This window comes from Streptomyces sp. NPDC054849, from assembly GCF_053610945.1.
Window position 1 is genome coordinate 1 of the sequence record NZ_JBSGZI010000019.1, and the last position, 16,675, is coordinate 16,675.

Annotated in this window: 15 protein-coding genes and 1 tRNA gene; 3 read left to right on the plus strand and 13 right to left on the minus strand. The window is 70.0% G+C overall.

Features of this window, described 5'->3' with window-relative positions; genetic code table 11:
• Positions 1-7: 7 nt before the first annotated feature.
• The 4 genes from ACWGIF_RS11430 to ACWGIF_RS11445 all read right to left on the minus strand — a co-directional run bounded on the left by ACWGIF_RS11430 (position 8) and on the right by ACWGIF_RS11445 (position 2,928).
• Positions 8-80: transfer RNA gene (locus tag ACWGIF_RS11430), tRNA-His, on the minus strand.
• A 96-nt stretch (positions 81-176) separates the two neighbouring features.
• Positions 177-779, minus strand: coding sequence for an oligoribonuclease (orn, locus tag ACWGIF_RS11435; protein WP_453494549.1), 603 nt, complete (start codon positions 777-779; stop codon positions 177-179).
• A 132-nt stretch (positions 780-911) separates the two neighbouring features.
• Positions 912-2,084 carry a helix-turn-helix domain-containing protein gene (locus ACWGIF_RS11440; RefSeq protein WP_453494552.1) on the minus strand — a complete coding sequence of 391 codons (1,173 nt, stop codon included), beginning with the start codon at positions 2,082-2,084 and terminating at the stop codon, positions 912-914.
• A gap of 376 nt (positions 2,085-2,460) precedes the next feature.
• Positions 2,461-2,928, minus strand: a complete 468-nt coding sequence (locus ACWGIF_RS11445) for a hypothetical protein (protein ID WP_453494555.1) — start codon at positions 2,926-2,928, stop codon at positions 2,461-2,463.
• Positions 2,929-3,249: 321 nt separating this feature from the next.
• On the opposite strand from ACWGIF_RS11445, the gene ACWGIF_RS11450 reads away from it, so the two are divergent.
• Complete coding sequence (locus tag ACWGIF_RS11450; protein WP_453494558.1) at positions 3,250-3,783, plus strand: universal stress protein; 534 nt, start codon at positions 3,250-3,252, stop codon at positions 3,781-3,783.
• Between the two features lie 98 nt (positions 3,784-3,881).
• Complete coding sequence (locus ACWGIF_RS11455; RefSeq protein ID WP_453494561.1) at positions 3,882-4,448, plus strand: acetate uptake transporter; 567 nt, start codon at positions 3,882-3,884, stop codon at positions 4,446-4,448.
• 151 nt (positions 4,449-4,599) lie between these two features.
• On the opposite strand, the gene glmS is transcribed toward ACWGIF_RS11455, so the two are convergent.
• Positions 4,600-6,417, minus strand: coding sequence for a glutamine--fructose-6-phosphate transaminase (isomerizing) (glmS, locus tag ACWGIF_RS11460; RefSeq protein ID WP_453494564.1), 1,818 nt, complete (start codon positions 6,415-6,417; stop codon positions 4,600-4,602).
• A gap of 65 nt (positions 6,418-6,482) precedes the next feature.
• Entirely contained in the window at positions 6,483-6,758 is a 276-nt protein-coding gene (locus ACWGIF_RS11465) for a hypothetical protein (RefSeq protein ID WP_031150000.1), read from the minus strand.
• A 173-nt stretch (positions 6,759-6,931) separates the two neighbouring features.
• Here ACWGIF_RS11465 and ACWGIF_RS11470 point away from each other — a divergent pair, with 173 nt between their 5' ends.
• Positions 6,932-8,524, plus strand: coding sequence for a beta-N-acetylhexosaminidase (locus tag ACWGIF_RS11470; protein ID WP_453494567.1), 1,593 nt, complete (start codon positions 6,932-6,934; stop codon positions 8,522-8,524).
• 22 nt (positions 8,525-8,546) lie between these two features.
• On the opposite strand, the gene ACWGIF_RS11475 is transcribed toward ACWGIF_RS11470, so the two are convergent.
• The 7 genes from ACWGIF_RS11475 to ACWGIF_RS11505 form a co-directional block, all read right to left on the minus strand.
• Positions 8,547-9,095, minus strand: coding sequence for a hypothetical protein (locus ACWGIF_RS11475; RefSeq protein WP_453494570.1), 549 nt, complete (start codon positions 9,093-9,095; stop codon positions 8,547-8,549).
• A gap of 156 nt (positions 9,096-9,251) precedes the next feature.
• On the minus strand, positions 9,252-11,033 hold the full coding sequence (locus tag ACWGIF_RS11480) for an IucA/IucC family protein (RefSeq protein WP_453494572.1): 1,782 nt from the start codon (positions 11,031-11,033) through the stop codon (positions 9,252-9,254).
• Positions 11,030-11,623: a GNAT family N-acetyltransferase gene (locus ACWGIF_RS11485; protein ID WP_453494575.1), complete on the minus strand. Its 594-nt coding sequence runs from the start codon at positions 11,621-11,623 to the stop codon at positions 11,030-11,032. Before ACWGIF_RS11485 ends, ACWGIF_RS11480 begins: the two co-directional genes overlap by 4 nt.
• Complete coding sequence (locus ACWGIF_RS11490; RefSeq protein ID WP_453494578.1) at positions 11,620-12,912, minus strand: lysine N(6)-hydroxylase/L-ornithine N(5)-oxygenase family protein; 1,293 nt, start codon at positions 12,910-12,912, stop codon at positions 11,620-11,622. Before ACWGIF_RS11490 ends, ACWGIF_RS11485 begins: the two co-directional genes overlap by 4 nt.
• On the minus strand, positions 12,896-14,386 hold the full coding sequence (locus ACWGIF_RS11495; RefSeq protein ID WP_453494581.1) for a pyridoxal phosphate-dependent decarboxylase family protein: 1,491 nt from the start codon (positions 14,384-14,386) through the stop codon (positions 12,896-12,898). Before ACWGIF_RS11495 ends, ACWGIF_RS11490 begins: the two co-directional genes overlap by 17 nt.
• A gap of 141 nt (positions 14,387-14,527) precedes the next feature.
• Positions 14,528-15,457 carry a siderophore-interacting protein gene (locus ACWGIF_RS11500; RefSeq protein ID WP_453494583.1) on the minus strand — a complete coding sequence of 310 codons (930 nt, stop codon included), beginning with the start codon at positions 15,455-15,457 and terminating at the stop codon, positions 14,528-14,530.
• A 99-nt stretch (positions 15,458-15,556) separates the two neighbouring features.
• Entirely contained in the window at positions 15,557-16,594 is a 1,038-nt protein-coding gene (locus ACWGIF_RS11505) for an ABC transporter substrate-binding protein (RefSeq protein WP_453494586.1), read from the minus strand.
• Between the last annotated feature and the right edge of the window lie 81 nt (positions 16,595-16,675).

Sequence of the window (16,675 nt, forward strand, 5' to 3'; positions counted from 1 at the left end):
CTCGCAGGGTGAGTGACGGGACTTGAACCCGCGGCCACCTGGACCACAACCAGGTGCTCTACCAACTGAGCTACACCCACCATGTCCGGTCGGAAAACCGACCGGCCGAAGAAAAGGGTACAGGGTCCGGGAGGGTGCTCGCTCCCCCCTTTCCCCGCGCCCCGCTCCGGGGCGCGCTAAGCGCGCGGCGCCGCGTGCTTGGCGGCGATGGTCCGGGCCGTGTCCGAGTCGGGCCCCGGCTGCGGAACGAAGACCGCCTCCCGGTAGTAGCGCAGCTCGGTGATGGAGTCCTTGATGTCAGCCAGCGCGCGGTGGTTGCCGTTCTTCGGCGGGCTGTTGAAGTACGCCCGCGGGTACCAGCGGCGCGCCAGCTCCTTGACCGAGGACACGTCCACGATCCGGTAGTGCAGGTAGCGCTCCAGCGCGGCCATGTCGCGCAGCAGGAAGCCGCGGTCGGTGCCGACCGAGTTCCCGCAGAGCGGCGCCTTGCCGGGTTCCTTCACGTGCTTCCGTACATACGCCAGGACCTGCGCCTCGGCATCCGCGAGGGTGGTCCCGCCGGCCAGCTCGTCGAGCAGTCCGGAGGCGGTGTGCATCTCGCGGACCACGTCGGGCATGGTCTCCAGGGCCGCGTCCGGCGGGCGGATCACGATGTCCACGCCTTCGCCGAGCACGTTGAGCTCCGAGTCGGTGACCAGTGCGGCCACCTCGATAAGTGCGTCGTCCGTCAACGAGAGCCCGGTCATCTCGCAGTCGATCCACACCATGCGATCGTTCATGTGTCCCACCTTATGCGGTCCGCCGCGGAGCGGAACGCATATGCGGAAGGTCCCCCATCGGCGGTGACCGATGGAGGACCTTCTCCCCCGGCTATGGCCGGGAGACGTCCCCAGCCGTACCCGTGGCGGGGGTTACGCGTGTTCCCGCAGGACCCGGCCCGGCGCGTACAGCTCCGTCACCGTCGGGCCCGCCGCGGCCAGGGCCGCCGCCGCCCGGTGGGGCTGCGGGGTGCGCTGGTGCGGAACCGGACCCCCGGAGATCTCGGCCACCTGCGCCACGTCGGCCTGCGGCCGGCGTGCCCGGTAGGCGGAGCGGTAGGCGGCCGGGGAGGACCCCAGCTGCCGCCGGAAGTGACCCCGCAGGGCGACCGGCGAGCGGAACCCGCAGCGTCCGGCGACCTCGTCGACCGAGTAGTCGGAGGTCTCCAGCAGCCGCTGTGCCTGGAGCACCCGCTGGGTGATCAGCCACTGGAGCGGCGCGCTGCCGGTGAGCGAGCGGAACCGCCGGTCGAAGGTGCGCCTGCTCATGTAGGCGCGGGCGGCGAGGGTCTCCACGTCGAACTGCTCGTGGAGGTGTTCCAGCGCCCAGGCGACGACCTCGGCCAGCGGGTCGGCGCCGATCTCCTCCGGCAGCGACCGGTCGAGATAGCGCTCCTGGCCGCCCGTGCGGCGCGGTGGCACGACGAGCCTGCGGGCCAGGGCCCCGGCCGCCTCGCTGCCGTGGTCCGTGCGCACGATGTGCAGGCACAGGTCGATTCCGGCCGCGGTGCCCGCGGACGTGAGCACGTCGCCGTCGTCGACGAACAGTTCCCGCGGGTCGACGTGGACGGACGGGTAACGCTTGGCCAGCGTCGGCGCGTACATCCAGTGCGTCGTCGCGGGCCGGCCGTCCAGCAGACCGGCGGCGGCGAGCACGAAGGCCCCCGTGCACAGTCCGACGATCCGGGCACCCTCCTCGTGCGCCAGACGCAGTGCGTCGAGCGCCTCCGGAGGCGGCGGTGAAGTGATGGAACGCCAGGCGGGAACGACGACCGTGCCTGCCCGGGCGATCGCCTCCAACCCGTATGGCGCGGTCAGTTCGAGTCCGCCGGTGGTCCTCAGCGGACCGTCCTCACCGGCGCACACGAGCAATCGGTAGCGTGGAACTCCCGCGTCCTGCCGGTCAATGCCGAACACGGAAAGTGGAATGGAACTCTCGAAGATCGGTCCGCCGCTGAAGAGCAGCACCGCGACGATCTCCCTGCGGCGACGCCCCGCGAGCTTCCGGCCGGCGTCTGCGACGACGGCGGTGGAATCCTGGCTCATGGCGCTAAGCCCCCCTTGGGTGTCGCGACTCCTTGGTCTGGTCGCACCTGCACGTTTCCCCTCGGCCTTGCACGTGGATCCCCCGCCGTAAATACATGATCGAATCTACTGCGTCCCGTGGTGTCGGCGTGACAAGTTCAGCACGCAGCGCTATGTCGACTTCTCAACTTGGCGAAAAGCATTCGATCAGGAAGCCTTCCACTCCGCTACCCGGGTGGGAAGCGATTCGCCCGGCCGTGGCCAGTACCCGTAGGGCCAGGACGCCCCCCGCGGTCTGTCGTCCCTGGTGGTAGGGGGGTTGGGGGGACATTCCGGCAAGCAGGCCACTCTGCCGGGAAGTTGGCTGAAAACATGCGTGTGTGGGTGTGCGAATGAGTCAGTCGTGCGGGGACGCGGGTCCGGAGCCGTGGCAGCCGCGGCGGTTCCCGGCCCCGCCGCGCGAGTGCCGGCCGCGGGGGGCGGACGGAAGCCGTTCTTCCGCCGGGACCCGGGCGGCGGCCCGCCCCGTCTTCTCCGCATGGCGCAGCAGGACCCGGCATGCGGCCGTGACGGCGAGCAGGCCGAGCGTCGCGGCGGCGGCCCCGCCGAAGGAGGTTCCGTAGACGACGAGGACCACGGGGACGAGCAGGCAGCTGAAGGCGGCCCAGCGCACGACGTCACCCGCGGGGTCGTCCTGATGGCGTCCGGCGGGGTGCACGGACGAGTGAACGGACAACTGGACATGTGCGGGGAGGGGTGCGTGAAGAGGTGAGCGGGCGGGCGCGTCGACGTGTGCCGGGTCGGCGTAGGGGCCGGACTGCGTCGGCTGAGCTGGCTGGACGGGGTGGACCGGATGACCGGGCACGGCGTGCTCCCTGCGGGCTCTTCCTGGACGGTCGGACGCATGTCCAACGGTGCACGGAGCGGCTCGGTCACTGCGCGCACGGGTGGCAACACCCCGTCCCGTCACTGGCTGTAGGGGACAGCGGCCATTGCCAAGGCGCGCCCTCTCCGGCATGCTCCCTGGGACGCTCTCCAAGGGCGGCAAGCCCTGTGCAGGACAGGAGTGTCGCCGTACCCTGGTGGGTATGGGCTTGGGAAGATGCTTCCCGGACAGAGCCCCGTCACACTGCGTTGCCGATTTCGCCCCTGTTGCTTCCTCCAAGGACCCTCCGCCGAGACACCCATGGCCGGTCACGAATCCTCCGAACCCGCGGACCGCAAGCGCAAACGCCTCGCCGATCCCGCCTCGGCCGCCGACCTGCGCGCGGTGGAACAGACGCGCCTCCCCTGCGATCCGGCCTTCCGGCACGGGGTCGTCGTGGGATTCGACGGATCCACGTCCAGTGAGCGCGCGCTCGCGTATGCGATCGGCATGGCCCGCCGGTCCGGATCCGGTCTGATCATCGTGCATGTCGCCAACCGGCTCCCCACCACCGTGTGGGCCGGCTGTGAGCCGCCCGTGTTCGTGGACGTGCCGGACCACCGCACCGAAGTTCTGGGGCTGGAACTGGCCTGCGCGGACTACTTGGCCGAAGTGCCGTGGATCCTGGTCGAACGCGGTGGTGACATCTGCCATGAGCTGGAGGAGGTCGGCCGGGAGTATTCGGCCGACGCCATCGTGGTCGGATCCACCCACGGGATCGTGGGCCGGATCTTCGGTTCGGTGGCCGGCCGGCTGGCCAAGCGCGCACAGCGACCGGTCGTTGTCATTCCGTGACCGCCTGTTAAGTCGATTGTGCGGTTGTGCCCCCGTGTAAAGGGTAGATAAATGCTGCTGGGACGCAGCAAACAACTGCAGATCGAAGGGAGCCCGCCGTGGACAATGGTGTCTCTGCGGGAAGCACGGCCTCGACTTCGACCCTGGGGAACATCGCCCTGGGTCTCACCCTTCTCGCATTCGGTATCGGCCACACCGGCGTCATCGACGGCGTGTCCGCTGCCCAGTCCGTGTCGCTCGCGATGTACGTCGGCGGCGCGGCCCTGTTCCTCCTCGGTCTCCTCGAGTACCGCGGCGGCAACGGGTTCAACGGCACCGCGTTCGCGGGCCTCGGCGTCTTCTGGTTCACGTGGGCCAAGGGCGCGGGGGGTTCGGTCTCCGACGAAGCCGCCGGAACGTTTCTTGTCCTGTTCGCGATGCTCGCGCTGACCCTCACGGTCGCCGCCGCCGGCGGTGTGTTCAGCCAGGGCGTCTACGCCCTGCTGACGCTGTCCCTCGTCCTGCTGGCCGTGGGCGCGTTCATGGACAGCGGCCTTCTCGCGAAGGCGGGCGGCTGGGCCGCCGCCGTCTCCGGGCTGTTGGCCTGGTACGGGGCCACCGCGGCCCTGGCGCACTGGCCCATGGCCTTCGGCAGGGCCAGGCGCGGCGCGGTCGCCGCGAGCTGAGCACCGGAGTACCAGCGCGCCGGAGCGCCGGCCGCGGGACACGGGGCACCAAGCGCCGAGGCATGACGGAAGAGGACACGGAGAACCCCCGGGCGCGCACCGCGCCCGGGGGTTCTCCGCCGTCCGTCGAGGATCCGAAGACGGCCGACGGCTACTCGACCGTGACCGACTTCGCCAGGTTGCGCGGCTTGTCGATGTCCCGGCCCATGGCCAGGGCCGTGTGGTACGCCAGCAGCTGGAGCGGGATGCCCATCAGGATCGGGTCCAGCTCGTCCTCGTTCTTCGGGACCACGATGGTGTGGTCCGCCTTCTCCTGCTCGCGGTGGGCGACCGCCAGGATCCGGCCGCTGCGTGCCTTGATCTCCTCCAGCGCCGCGCGGTTCTTCTCCAGCAGGTCGTCGTCCGGGACGATCGCGACCGTCGGCAGCGAGGGCTCGATAAGCGCCAGCGGACCGTGCTTGAGCTCGGAGGCGGGGTAGGCCTCGGCGTGGATGTAGGAGATCTCCTTCAGCTTGAGGGAGGCCTCCAGGGCCACCGGGTAGCCGCGCACCCGGCCGATGAACATCATCGACTTGGCCTCGGCGAACTCGGCCGCCAGCTTCTTGATGTCCTCTTCGCCGTCGAGGATCTCCTGGATCTGCGCGGGCAGCTTGCGCAGACCCTCGATGATCCGCTTGCCGTCGGTGACCGAGAGGTCCCGGATGCGGCCCAGGTGCACGGCCAGCAGGGCGAAGGCCACGACCGTGTTGGTGAAGCACTTCGTGGAGACGACGCAGACCTCGGGACCGGCGTGCACGTACACACCGCCGTCGGCCTCGCGCGCGATCGCGGAGCCGACCACGTTGACCACGCCGAGGACGCGGGCGCCCTTGCGCTTGAGCTCCTGCACGGCCGCGAGCACGTCGTAGGTCTCACCGGACTGGGAGACCGCGATGTAGAGGGTGTCGGGGTCCACGACCGGGTTGCGGTAGCGGAACTCGGAGGCCGGCTCGGCGTCCGCGGGGATCCGGGCCATGCCCTCGATGAGACCGGCGCCGATCAGGCCCGCGTGGTACGAGGTGCCGCAGCCCAGGATCTTGACCCGGCGGATACCGCGCGCCTCGCGCGGGTCCAGGTTCAGGCCGCCCAGGTGCACGGTGTTGAAGCGGTCGTCGATTCGGCCGCGCAGGACGCGGTCGACCGCGTCGGGCTGCTCGGAGATCTCCTTGTGCATGTAGGTGTCGTGACCGCCCATGTCGTACGAGGCGGCCTCCCACTCCACGGTCTCCGGGGTGGCGGTGGTCGTCGTGCCAGAGGTCGTGTAGGTGCGGAAGTCGTCGGCCTTGAGGGTGGCCATCTCGCCGTCGCCGAGGGTGACGACCTGGCGGGTGTGGGCGACCAGCGCGGCGACGTCCGAGGCGACGAACATCTCCTTCTCGCCGATGCCGAGCACCACGGGGGAGCCGTTGCGGGCGACGACGATGCGGTCGGCGAAGTCGGCGTGCATGACGGCGATGCCGTAGGTGCCGTCGATGACCTTGAGCGCCTCACGGACCTTCTCCTCCAGGGAGTCGGCCTGGGAGCGGGCGATCAGGTGGACGATGACCTCGGTGTCGGTCTCCGAGACGAACACCACACCGTCGGCCTCGAGCTTGGCGCGCAGCTCGGAGGCGTTGTCGACGATGCCGTTGTGGACGACGGCGACCTTGTTCTCCGGGTCCAGGTGCGGGTGGGAGTTGATGTCGCTCGGGGCGCCGTGCGTGGCCCAGCGGGTGTGGGCGATGCCGGTGGTGCCGGCGAAGCGCTTGGGGACGCGGGACTCGAGCTCGCGGACCCGGCCCTTGGCCTTGACGACCTTCAGGGCGGTGGCCTTCGGGGTGTTGACCACGATGCCCGCGGAGTCGTATCCGCGGTATTCCAGTCGCTGCAGGCCTTCCAGCAGCAGCGGTGCCACGTCACGCTTGCCGATGTAACCGACGATTCCGCACATACGGTGTTGCCCCTCCTGAAGTTCGGTTCCTGTACTCGCTCGCGGCCGCGGGTGCGGCGGCAGGCTCAGCCGTAGACGATGCGGCGCAGCTGCCGGAGCGACAGCTCCGGAGGCGCCACGGCGCGGTGCGGCAGCTCGGCCGCGATCCGCTCGAAGATGTCCGCGTTGACCGCTCCGCCGGACTGCAGTTCACGGTGGCGGCGGCGGACGAACTCCTCGGTCGTCTCGTCGAAGTAGGCGAGCACGTCGAGTACCACCCGGGCGGCCTCGCCGCGCTGCAGCGCGGTGCTGCGCACCAGGTGGTCGACGAGGTCGTCATGCGACGGGCGGCGATCGAGCACCCGTAGATACTCGCGGCTAACGGCGCCGAACGCAAAGATCCTGCCCGATTCCGGGCAGGATCCATCTGGCCTGGACCAGTTAGGGCGCTCCGTGTGATCTCCTTCGGATGATTTCCGCCCCTCCGGGATGCGCACTCGGGACGGGACGGCACGCTTGGCCTATACCTGTGCGCATGAGAGTCCTGCGACGCACGCTCGGCGCCCTCCTCGTCCTCGGCGCGGCCCCGGCCCTTCTCATCGCCTGCACCACCGCCCACGGAGACGATGCGAGGGCCGGCGACGATCCGCCCCCGGCCCTCGCCCCCTTCGAGCGGCTCCTGCCGGCGCCCGCCTTCGTGCGCGCCGCGGGGCCCGGGTACTCCTTCGGCCCGGACACCGTCGTCCGCACGGGTCCGGCGCCGCGCGAGGAGGTCCGCCGGGTGGGCGAGCTCCTTGCGGAGCAGCTGCGCGGCCCGAGCGGACTGCCGCTGCCGGTGGTCGCCGGGGCGCAGGGGGACGGGATCCGGCTCAGGATCGACGAGGAGGCCGACGGGGTCGGGGACGAGGGGTACCGGCTGGAATCCGGCCCCGGCGGGGTCACCCTCACCGCGCGGACGCCGGCCGGGCTGTTCCACGCGGGGCAGACGCTGCGCCAGCTGGTGCCCGCGACCGGCCCGGGGACGGTACCGGGCGGGAGGATCACCGACACGCCGCGCTTCGCGTACCGGGGGGCCATGGTCGACATCGCACGGCACTTCTTCACGGTGGAGCAGGTGAAGAGGTACGTGGACCAGCTCGCCCAGTACAAGGTCAACACGCTGCACCTGCACCTGACCGACGACCAGGGGTGGCGCCTTGCGATCGACTCCTGGCCGCGGCTGGCGCAGTACGGGGGCGGCAGCGAGGTCGGCGGCGGGCCCGGCGGCCACTGGACGAAGGACGACTACCGCGAGCTGGTGGCGTACGCCGGGGAGCGGTACGTGGACGTGGTCCCGGAGATCGACATGCCGGGCCACATGAACGCGGCGCTCGCCTCCTACGCCGAGCTGAACTGCGACGGCAAGGCCCCGCCCCGCTACACCGGGACCAAGGTGGGCTTCAGCTCGCTGTGCGTCGGCAAGGAGCGGACGTACGAGTTCATCGACGACGTGCTCGGCGAGCTGGCGGAGCTGACGCCGGGCCGCTACCTGCACATCGGAGGCGACGAGGCGCACGCGACGCCCGCGGCGGACTACGCGGCCTTCATGGACCGCGCGCAGGCGGTGGTGGGGCGCCGGGGCAAGACGGTGGTGGCCTGGCACCAGCTGGCGCAGGCGCGTCCGGCGCCGGGGGCGGTGCTCCAGTACTGGGGCCACGACAAGACCACGGCCGCAGACAAGGCAGCCGTGGCGGCGGCGGCGAAGGCGGGGCACCCGGTGATCCTGTCGCCGGCGGACCGGCTGTACCTGGACATGAAGTACGAGGCGGCGACCAAGCCGGGGCTGGCGTGGGCCGGGTACGTCCCGGTGCGGCGGGCGTACGCGTGGGACCCGGGCACCTACCTGGCCGGGGTTTCGGAATCAGCCGTCCTCGGCGTGGAGGCCCCGCTGTGGACGGAGAACGTCGCGACGCGGGCCGAGTGGGAGCTGATGGCGTTCCCGCGGGTCCTGGGCCTGGCGGAGCTGGGCTGGTCGCCGCCGTCCTCACTCGACTGGGCCTCGTACAGCCGTCGCCTGGCGGCCCAGGCTCCCCGATTGGAGGCGCAGGGCATCGGCTTCTTCCGGGCGCCGGAGGTTCCCTGGCAGTGAGGGGAGAACGGCGACGTGCCGCTCAGCGCCAGCAGCGGGTCGCGGCCCCGTCGGCTTGCGACCCGGCCTGGATCCGGAAGCCGGCGCCGGAGCCGAACTCCACGCCGGCGTCGTGCCCCTGGTCGTTCTCGACCTCCCGTGCGGTCACGAACCGGACGGTGAGCTCCTTCACCTGTCCGTCCTCGCCCCTCGTGAAACACGATCCCCACTCCTCCCCGAGGCCGGGTGGCCGGGGCACGAACCGCCAGCCATCGGCCTCCGCGGCCGTGCGGTAGTGGCCGAGCACCTCCGCGCGGGTTCCGGGATGTGCGTAGAGGCGCTCGGCGTAAAGCCACGCGTCACCGCTGTCGTCCGTGCACTCGGAGTAGGCCGCCTCGGCGTGCCGGGGGGTCGTCGCGCCGGGCGGAGGAGAGGCGAGCAGCGGGAGCGACTCCAGCTCCTTCAGCCGGGCTTCGGTCCCGTCGCAGGTGGTGAAGGGGGACAGCACCGAGCAGCCGGTCAGCCCTCCGGCGACGACCGCGGCCGAGAACAGCAGCGCGGCCACTCGGCCACGGCGGATACGGAACGGCACAAGGGCTCCCAGGTGCCGGCTGCTGCCGGCGGACGGGGGGACAACGCGACGGCGTGATCGCGAAGAGGGCCATGATGGCTTCGCGGTCACGCCGTCACGCTGCCGGGGCGGGGGCGGTGTCGAGGGACCGTATCGACACCACCCCCGCCTCGTGTGTCACCGCCGGGCGAAGGCCGCGACGGGGTTCTTGAGGGTGCCGATCAGCTGGAGCGCGGCGGACGGGTCGGCGAGGTCGACCATCTGCTTGTTGTTGCGCAGCTGGAGGCGGTTCAGGCAGGACAGCTGGAACTCCTCCGCGAAGAGGTCGTACCGCTCGAAGCGCTCCGCGAGCTGCGGCATCGACTCCTGGTACGCGTGGCCGCAGTCGGCGACCGCCTGCCAGAAGGTGTCCTCCTCGCAGATGCCCTCCGACGCCAGGATCGGGCCCAGGAAGCGGAAGAAGCAGTCGAACACGTCCGTGAAGACGGACAGCAGCTTCATGTCCTCGGGGATGTCCGCCCGGATCCGCTCGACCGCGGGCGGCAGGACCGCGTCCGGGTCCATGACCACGATCTCCTCGGCGATGTCCTTGAAGATCGCACGCTTCACGACGCCGCCCTCGATGACGAGGATCGTGTTCTCGCCGTGCGGCATGTACGCGAGGTCGTACTGGTAGAAGCAGTGCAGGAGCGGGACCAGGTAGGCCCGGAGGTAGTGGCGCAGCCACTGCGCAGGGGTCAGGCCCGACTCCGTGATCAGGGCGCCGACGAAGGACTTGCCCTCGGCGTCGACGTGCAGGAGCGAGGCCATCGTGGCGAGGCGCTCGTCGCCCTTGAGGGAGCCCACCGGGGACTCGCGCCACAGTGCGGCCAGCATCTTGCGGTAAGGCGAGTAGCGGTCGGTGGCGCGCTCGTACTGGCGGTGGTGGTAGCCGATCGCCGCGCGCTCGCGGATGATCGAGAAGTCCACCGACTGCAGGACGTCGTCGCCCTCGATCAGCTGGTGCAGCCAGTCGTTGATGGCCGGGGTGGCCTCCATGTAGGCCGCGGAGAGACCGCGCATGAAGCCCATGTTGAGGACCGAGATGGCCGTCTTGACGTAGTGCTTCTCCGGCGCGCTCCGGTTGAAGAACGTACGGATCGACTGCTGCGCGAGGTACGCGTCCGAGCCCTCGCCCAGCAGGACGAGGCGGCGGTTCGCGATCTCGGCCGCGAAGGTGACCGTGGTCTTGTTCCACCACTGCCACGGGTGGACCGGCAGCAGGTGGTAGTCCGCGAGGTCCAGGCCCAGCGCGGCCATCTGCGCCTCGAAGCCGGCGATCGTCTCCTCGCCGAGCTCGGCGCGGACGAAGGAGTCGTGGTCCAGGCCCGCGCCCGCCGTGAAGGTGGAGACGTCCTTGCGGGCGGCCACCCACACCAGGTGGACGGGGCTCGCCGTCTCCGGGGCGTACGAGAGGAACTCGTGCACGCCGAAGCCGAGGCGGCCGTTGTTCGCGACGAAGCAGGGATGGCCCTCGGTCATGCCCGTCTCGATGTCCTGGAAGGAGGACTTGGCGAGGACGTCGGCGGAGATCTGGGGCTTCGTGTACTTGTAGCCCGTGCCGGCCAGGGTGGAGGAGATCTCCTCCAGGTAGACCGGCAGGACCTCCGGGCTCAGGCCCAGGGTCTCGCGCAGCTCGATGTGGAAGTCGAGGGCGTCCAGGGCGAGTTCCTCGCCGCCCTGGTGACGGGTGATCGAGGCCTCGTCCACGGCCCAGTGGTCCAGGGCGTACAGGTCGGCCTTGAACCGGTACTCGACCGAGGAGTCGTCGCTCAGGACCGAGTAGAGGCCGGAGCCCAGCGGCTTCGGCGTCAGCAGGCGTTCGTGGGAGAACTCCGCGAGGGCCTTGCGGACCAGTGCGCGGTTCGCCCGGGCCCACAGCTCCGGGGAGAGGTGGGAGACGGCGTCGGCGAGGCTCATATCGAGGACTCCTTCGTGATGCCGGTGGCCGCCTCGAACTGGGCGCGGGTGCAGAAGCTGAGCAGGGCTTCCTTCTCCGGCTTCCGGATCGGGCGTTCGGGCACGAAGCCGACGGCCTCGTTTAGGGCGTGCACCGCCGTGTTGCCGACGTCCGGCTCCACCACGACGCGCTCGGTCGCCGGGTCGGCGAAGACGGCCGCCATGACGGTGGTGATGACTGCGCGGGTGAACCCGTGCAACGGCTGGTCGCTGGGCGCGACGAGGAAGTGCATGCCGACGTCGCCGGGCTGGGCGTCGTACAGGCCGACCAGTTCCAGCTCGCTCGGGTCGTACGTCTCCATCAGGAACGCCGGGCGGCCCTCGTGGAGGCCGATGAAGGCCTGGTGGTGCTCGTGGGCCGTGATCCTCATGTACTCGCGCTCGACGTCGGGCAGCGAGGCGTCCTGCATCATCCAGAACGATGCCTTGGGGTGGGTGACCCAGCCGTGCAGCAGCTCCGCGTCGGCGAAGGGGTCCAGGGGGCGGATGGCGAAGGTCCCGAGGGCCGCGTCGTTGCGGGCGTAGAGGATCTCGTCGGTGGTGGTGCTCATACGTGCGTGCCTTCCGGGGCTGCGAACTGCTGGAACGCGATGGACTTCTCGACCTTGTAGTACTCGCGGCCGAGCAGCTCACCCACGATGTACGCGTTGCGGTAGGCGGCCATGCCCAGGTCGGGCGAGGTGAGGGAGTGGTTGTGGGTCGTGCCGTTCTGCAGGTACACGCCGCGGCCCGTGGTGTCGATGCTGTAGTTGCGGGCGGCGTCGAGGCGGCCGTGCCCGTCGAAGTTCAGCCGGTCGCGCACGGGGGCGAGGAAGTCGGGGAAGCTGTACTTGTAGCCGGTGGCCAGGACCAGGCCCTCCGTGGTGAGGGAGAAGTCCCGCTCCTGCTCCTCCTGGCGCAGCCCCAGGGTGTAGGTGCCCGTGGTGGTGTCGTACGCCGAGCTGTTCAGCGAGGTGTTGGTCAGCAGGGTCGTCGGCACCGCGCCCGGCATGGTGATCTTCTTCTGGTAGAGCAGGTCGAAGATGGCGTTGATCAGCTCGCCGTCGATGCCCTTGAAGAGGTTCTTCTGCTGGGTCTCCAGCCGGTAGCGGGTCTCCTCGGGGAGGGCGTGGAAGTAGTCCACGTACTCGGGGGAGGTCATCTCCAGCGTGAGCTTGGTGTACTCCAGCGGGAAGAACCGCGGTGAGCGCGTCACCCAGTTGAGCTGGTAGCCGTACGTGTCGATCTCGGTGAGGAGGTCGTAGTAGATCTCGGCCGCGCTCTGGCCGGAGCCGACCAGGGTGATCGACTTCTTCTTCTGCAGCTCCGCCTTGTGTCGCATGTACGCGGAGTTGTGCAGGAAGTCGCCGCCGAGCCCGGCGCAGGCCTCCGGGACGAAGGGCGGGGTGCCCGTGCCCAGGACCAGGCGGCGGGCCAGGTGGGTCTCGCCCTTGTCGGTGCGGACCTCGTACAGCCCGGCCTGCTCGTCGTAGGTGACCTCGGTGACGGAGGTGGAGTACAGGACGTTGTCGAGCCGGTCGGCGGCCCAGCGGCAGTAGTCGTTGTACTCGGCCCGCAGCGGGTAGAAGTTCTCCCGGATGTAGAAGGAGTACAGCCGGTCCTTGTCCTTCAGGTAGTTCAGGAAGGAGAAGGGCGAGGTCGGGTCGGCGAGGGTGACCAGGTCCGACATGAACGGGGTCTGCAGGTGCGCGCCGTCCAGGAACATTCCCGCGTGCCACTCGAAGTGCGGCTTCGACTCGATGAAGAGGCCGTCGAGTTCGTCGATCGGGGCGGTCAGGCAGGCGAGTCCCAGGTTGAAGGGACCGAGGCCGATTCCGATGAAGTCACGAGGCGTGGGCAAGGGATTCTCCCAGGTACTGCTCGGCGTGGGACGCGAGGAGGTCGAGTACGGCCGCGATGTCGGCCGTGGTGGTCTGCGGGTTGAGGAGCGTGAACTTCAGGTACTGGTCCCCGTCCACCTTGGTGCCGGCGACGACGGCCTCGCCCGAGGCGAACAGGGCCTTGCGGGCGTGCAGGTTGGCCTCGTCGACCAGGTCCTTGCGGACCTCGCCCTCGGGGACGTAGCGGAAGACGAGGGTGGAGATCTGGGGCTTGACGACGACCTCGAAGCGCGGGTGGGCGTCGATGAGGTCCCAGCCGGCGGCGGCCAGGTCGATGACCTCGTCGAAGAGCGAGCCGACGCCGTCGGCGCCCATCACGCGCAGGGTCATCCAGAGCTTGAGCGCGTCGAACCGGCGCGTGGTCTGGATGGACTTGTCGACCTGGTTGGGGATGCGCTCCTCGGCCATGCGGCGAGGGTTGAGGTAGTCCGCGTGGTACGTGGCGTGCTTGAGGGTGTCGCGGTCGCGGACCAGCATCGCGCTGGAGCTGACCGGCTGGAAGAACGACTTGTGGTAGTCGACCGTGACCGAGTCGGCGTGCTCGATGCCGTCGAGGAGGTGCCGGCGGGTGGGGGAGACCAGCAGGCCGCAGCCGTAGGCGGCGTCCACGTGCATCCAGGCGGAGTGCTCGGAGGCGAGGCGGGCGATCTCGGGGAGCGGGTCGATGGACCCGAAGTCGGTGGTGCCGGCGGTGGCGACGACGGCCATCGGGAAGAGGCCCTCGGCGGCGCACTCCTCCAGCTCCAGGGCGAGCACCGAGGTGTCCATCCTGCGGTTGCGGTCGACCGGGACGGCGATGACGGCCTCGTAGCCGAGTCCGAGCATGGCGGCCGACTTCTTCACGCTGAAGTGGCTGGCCTCGGAGGTGAAGATGCGCAGCTTCGGCAGGAGTTCGGCCTTGGTGAGCTCGCGGCCCCCGGCCAGCTCCTTCTGCATGACGATGCGGCAGGCCTCGTCGCGGGCGAGGAGCAGCGCGTGGAAGTTGGACTGGCTGCCACCGGAGGTGAAGATGCCGTCCGCGCCGGGGCCGAGGCCGATGCGCTCGGCGGTCCAGTCGATGAGGCGGCGCTCGATGAGCGTGCCGCCGATGGACTGGTCCCACGTGTCGAGGGAGGAGTTGACGGCCGAGAGGACGGCCTCGCCCAGTACGGCGGGGATGACGACCGGGCAGTTGAGGTGCCCGAGGTAGCGCGGGTGGTGGAAGTAGACCGCGTCGCGCAGGTAGACGTCTTCCAGCTCGTCCAGGACGGAGGCCGCGTCTCCGAGCGGCTTGTCCAGGTCGATCCCGTTGATGACCGGGGCGAGTTCGTCGACGGATATACCGGTATGAGGCCGCTCCGTGGTCGCGAGTTTGGCGGCGACGCGTGCGACGCCCTCGGTGACGGAACGCCGGTAGAGGTCCGCGGTCGTCTCATTCAGCAGATGCGAGCGCATCAACTTTCCTCCGGGCAGGGGGGAGAGGGTGGGGTGTTCGAGGCTTAGGTTAGCCTAACCTAAGGATCAAGCCAAATGGAGATGGGCCCTGGCTGTAAACCAGGGCCCATCTCCAACGGCTGTGCGCAATACGGGAGTCGGCTACAGCTCGGACGCCGGGTCCTCGCTCGGCGCCTTGCCCGCGTACGCCTCCGCGAGCAGCTGCTCCTCGCTCGCCCCGAGCCGCCAGTAGCCGGTGAAGCGCACCGCGCGGCGGTCGACGGATCGTTCCTGCACGAAGTGGCGGCGCACCGCGCGGATGGTGCCCGCCTCGCCCGCCACCCAGGCGTACGGGGCTTCGGCGGCGCACGGTTCGGCGGCCCGCAGCACGCTCAGCACCTGCTCGGTCCGCTCCCGGCCGTGGCTCTCGCGCACGATCCAGGTGATGTCCGCGTCGGCGGGCGTCGTCAGGGCGAGCCGGTCGTCCTCGTGCGGGACTTCGAACCAGGCCTGGACCCGCGTCCCGGTGGGCAGCCGGTCCAGGATCGCGGCCGCGGCCGGCAGCGCGGTCTCGTCCGCGTACATCCAGATCGCGTCCGTGCCGGCCGGCGGCTGGAAGCGTACGGACTTGTTCTCCGCGACGGCGGGCCCGATCGCAAGGATCCGGCTGCCGGTGACCGCCCGCCCCGCCCAGCGGGAGGCCGGCCCTGTGACGTCACCCTCTGCCGCGGCGGGATCCCCGTGCAGCACGAAGTCGATGTCGACCTCGTCCACGCCCTCGTCCGTACGGCGCTGTTCGCGCACGGTGTAGGAGCGCATGACCGGCCGCTCCCCGTCCGGCATCCCGCGCCAGGCCGTGAACCAGGTGTCCTCGTCGGTGGACGGGAGCACCGTGTGCTCGTGGTCGCCCGTCGGCAGGAAGAGCGACAGGCTCTGGTCGAAGCCGCCCGAGCGGAAGTCCGCGAGGGACTCGCCGCCGAACGTGACCCGCAGGAACGAGTGGCCGAGGCGGCGCGTGCGCAGCACTTCGAGCGCGAAGAACCGGAAGTGGGCGACGGCCGGAGCGGCGTCGTCGGACGCGGTGGCGGTCATGCGGAAGAGTCCCCCTGGGAGTCGGTGCGGCCTGCCGGGCCCTGGGAACCGGCAGGCCTGTCCGGCGCCCAGGTCACCGGGCGCCGGGGCTGGACCGGGTCAGCTGACCTTCTTGGCGCTCTGGATGGACTTCGCGAGGTCCTCCAGGATCTGGGCGCACTTGGCGTACGAGAAGATCGGCTCGGTGACGCGCGGGGTGATCTGGCCGGCCTTGACGGCGGGCAGCTCGGCCCAGGTGGCCTTCGCCTTCAGCTCCTCCGGCTGCAGCGTGCCGGTGCGGTTGTCGAGCAGGACGACGTCGGCCTTGTACTTGCCGGCGTTCTCCCAGCTGAGGCTCTCGAAGAAGCCGCCCTCGTCCAGCTTCTCCGGGGTGACGAACTCGACGCCCAGCTGCTGGAAGTACTTCAGGTCGGCCGAGGTCGCCGGGGTGGAGACGTAGAACAGGTCGGCGGAGCCGGAGCCCACGAGCACCTTGACGCCCGGGTTGGCCTTGGTGGCCTCGCGCACCTTCGCGGCGGCGGCCTCGAAGCGGGCCTTGGCGTCGACGGTGGTCTTGGCGTTCATGTCGGCGCCCAGGGACTTGGCGAGCTCCGCGGTGCGCTCCAGCGCCTTGTCGAGGGTCACGTCGCCGCCCACCTTGACCGCGGCGGCCGGGGCCAGCTTCAGGATCTTGTCCTTGGAGGCCTCCGGCACGTACCAGTAGGTGCCGTCCCAGCTGTTGGTGACGAGCAGGTCGGGCTGGAGGGCCGCGTACTTCTCGACGTTGAACTCGTCGTAGACGTTGCCGATGATCTCGACCTTGGAGATGTCCATCGAGCCGGCCTGCACGTCGGGCTTGCCGTCGGCGGTCTTGGTCGGGCCGAACACGCCCTTGACCGGGATGCCGTAGTCGTACAGCGCGGCGGCGGTGCCGGTGAAGGCGACGATGTTCTTCGGCTTGGACGGGGTGCTGACGTCGTTGCCGAGGTCGTCCTTGAAGGTCCAGGGACCGGCGGCCGCGGCGCCGTTGTCCTTGCCGCCGTCACCCTTCGCCGGTTCGTTGCCGCCGCACGCGGCGAGCGCCGCGACGAGGCCGAGGGCGCCGCCCGCCGCGATGAATCCGCGACGGGTGAGGGAGGAGGTTCGGGACTTGGGCATGTCGATGTCCGTTTTCGTGCGTGCCGGGCGGCCACTGAGCCGTTCGTGGGGAAGGTTAGCCTAACCTTGGCCTGAAACGGT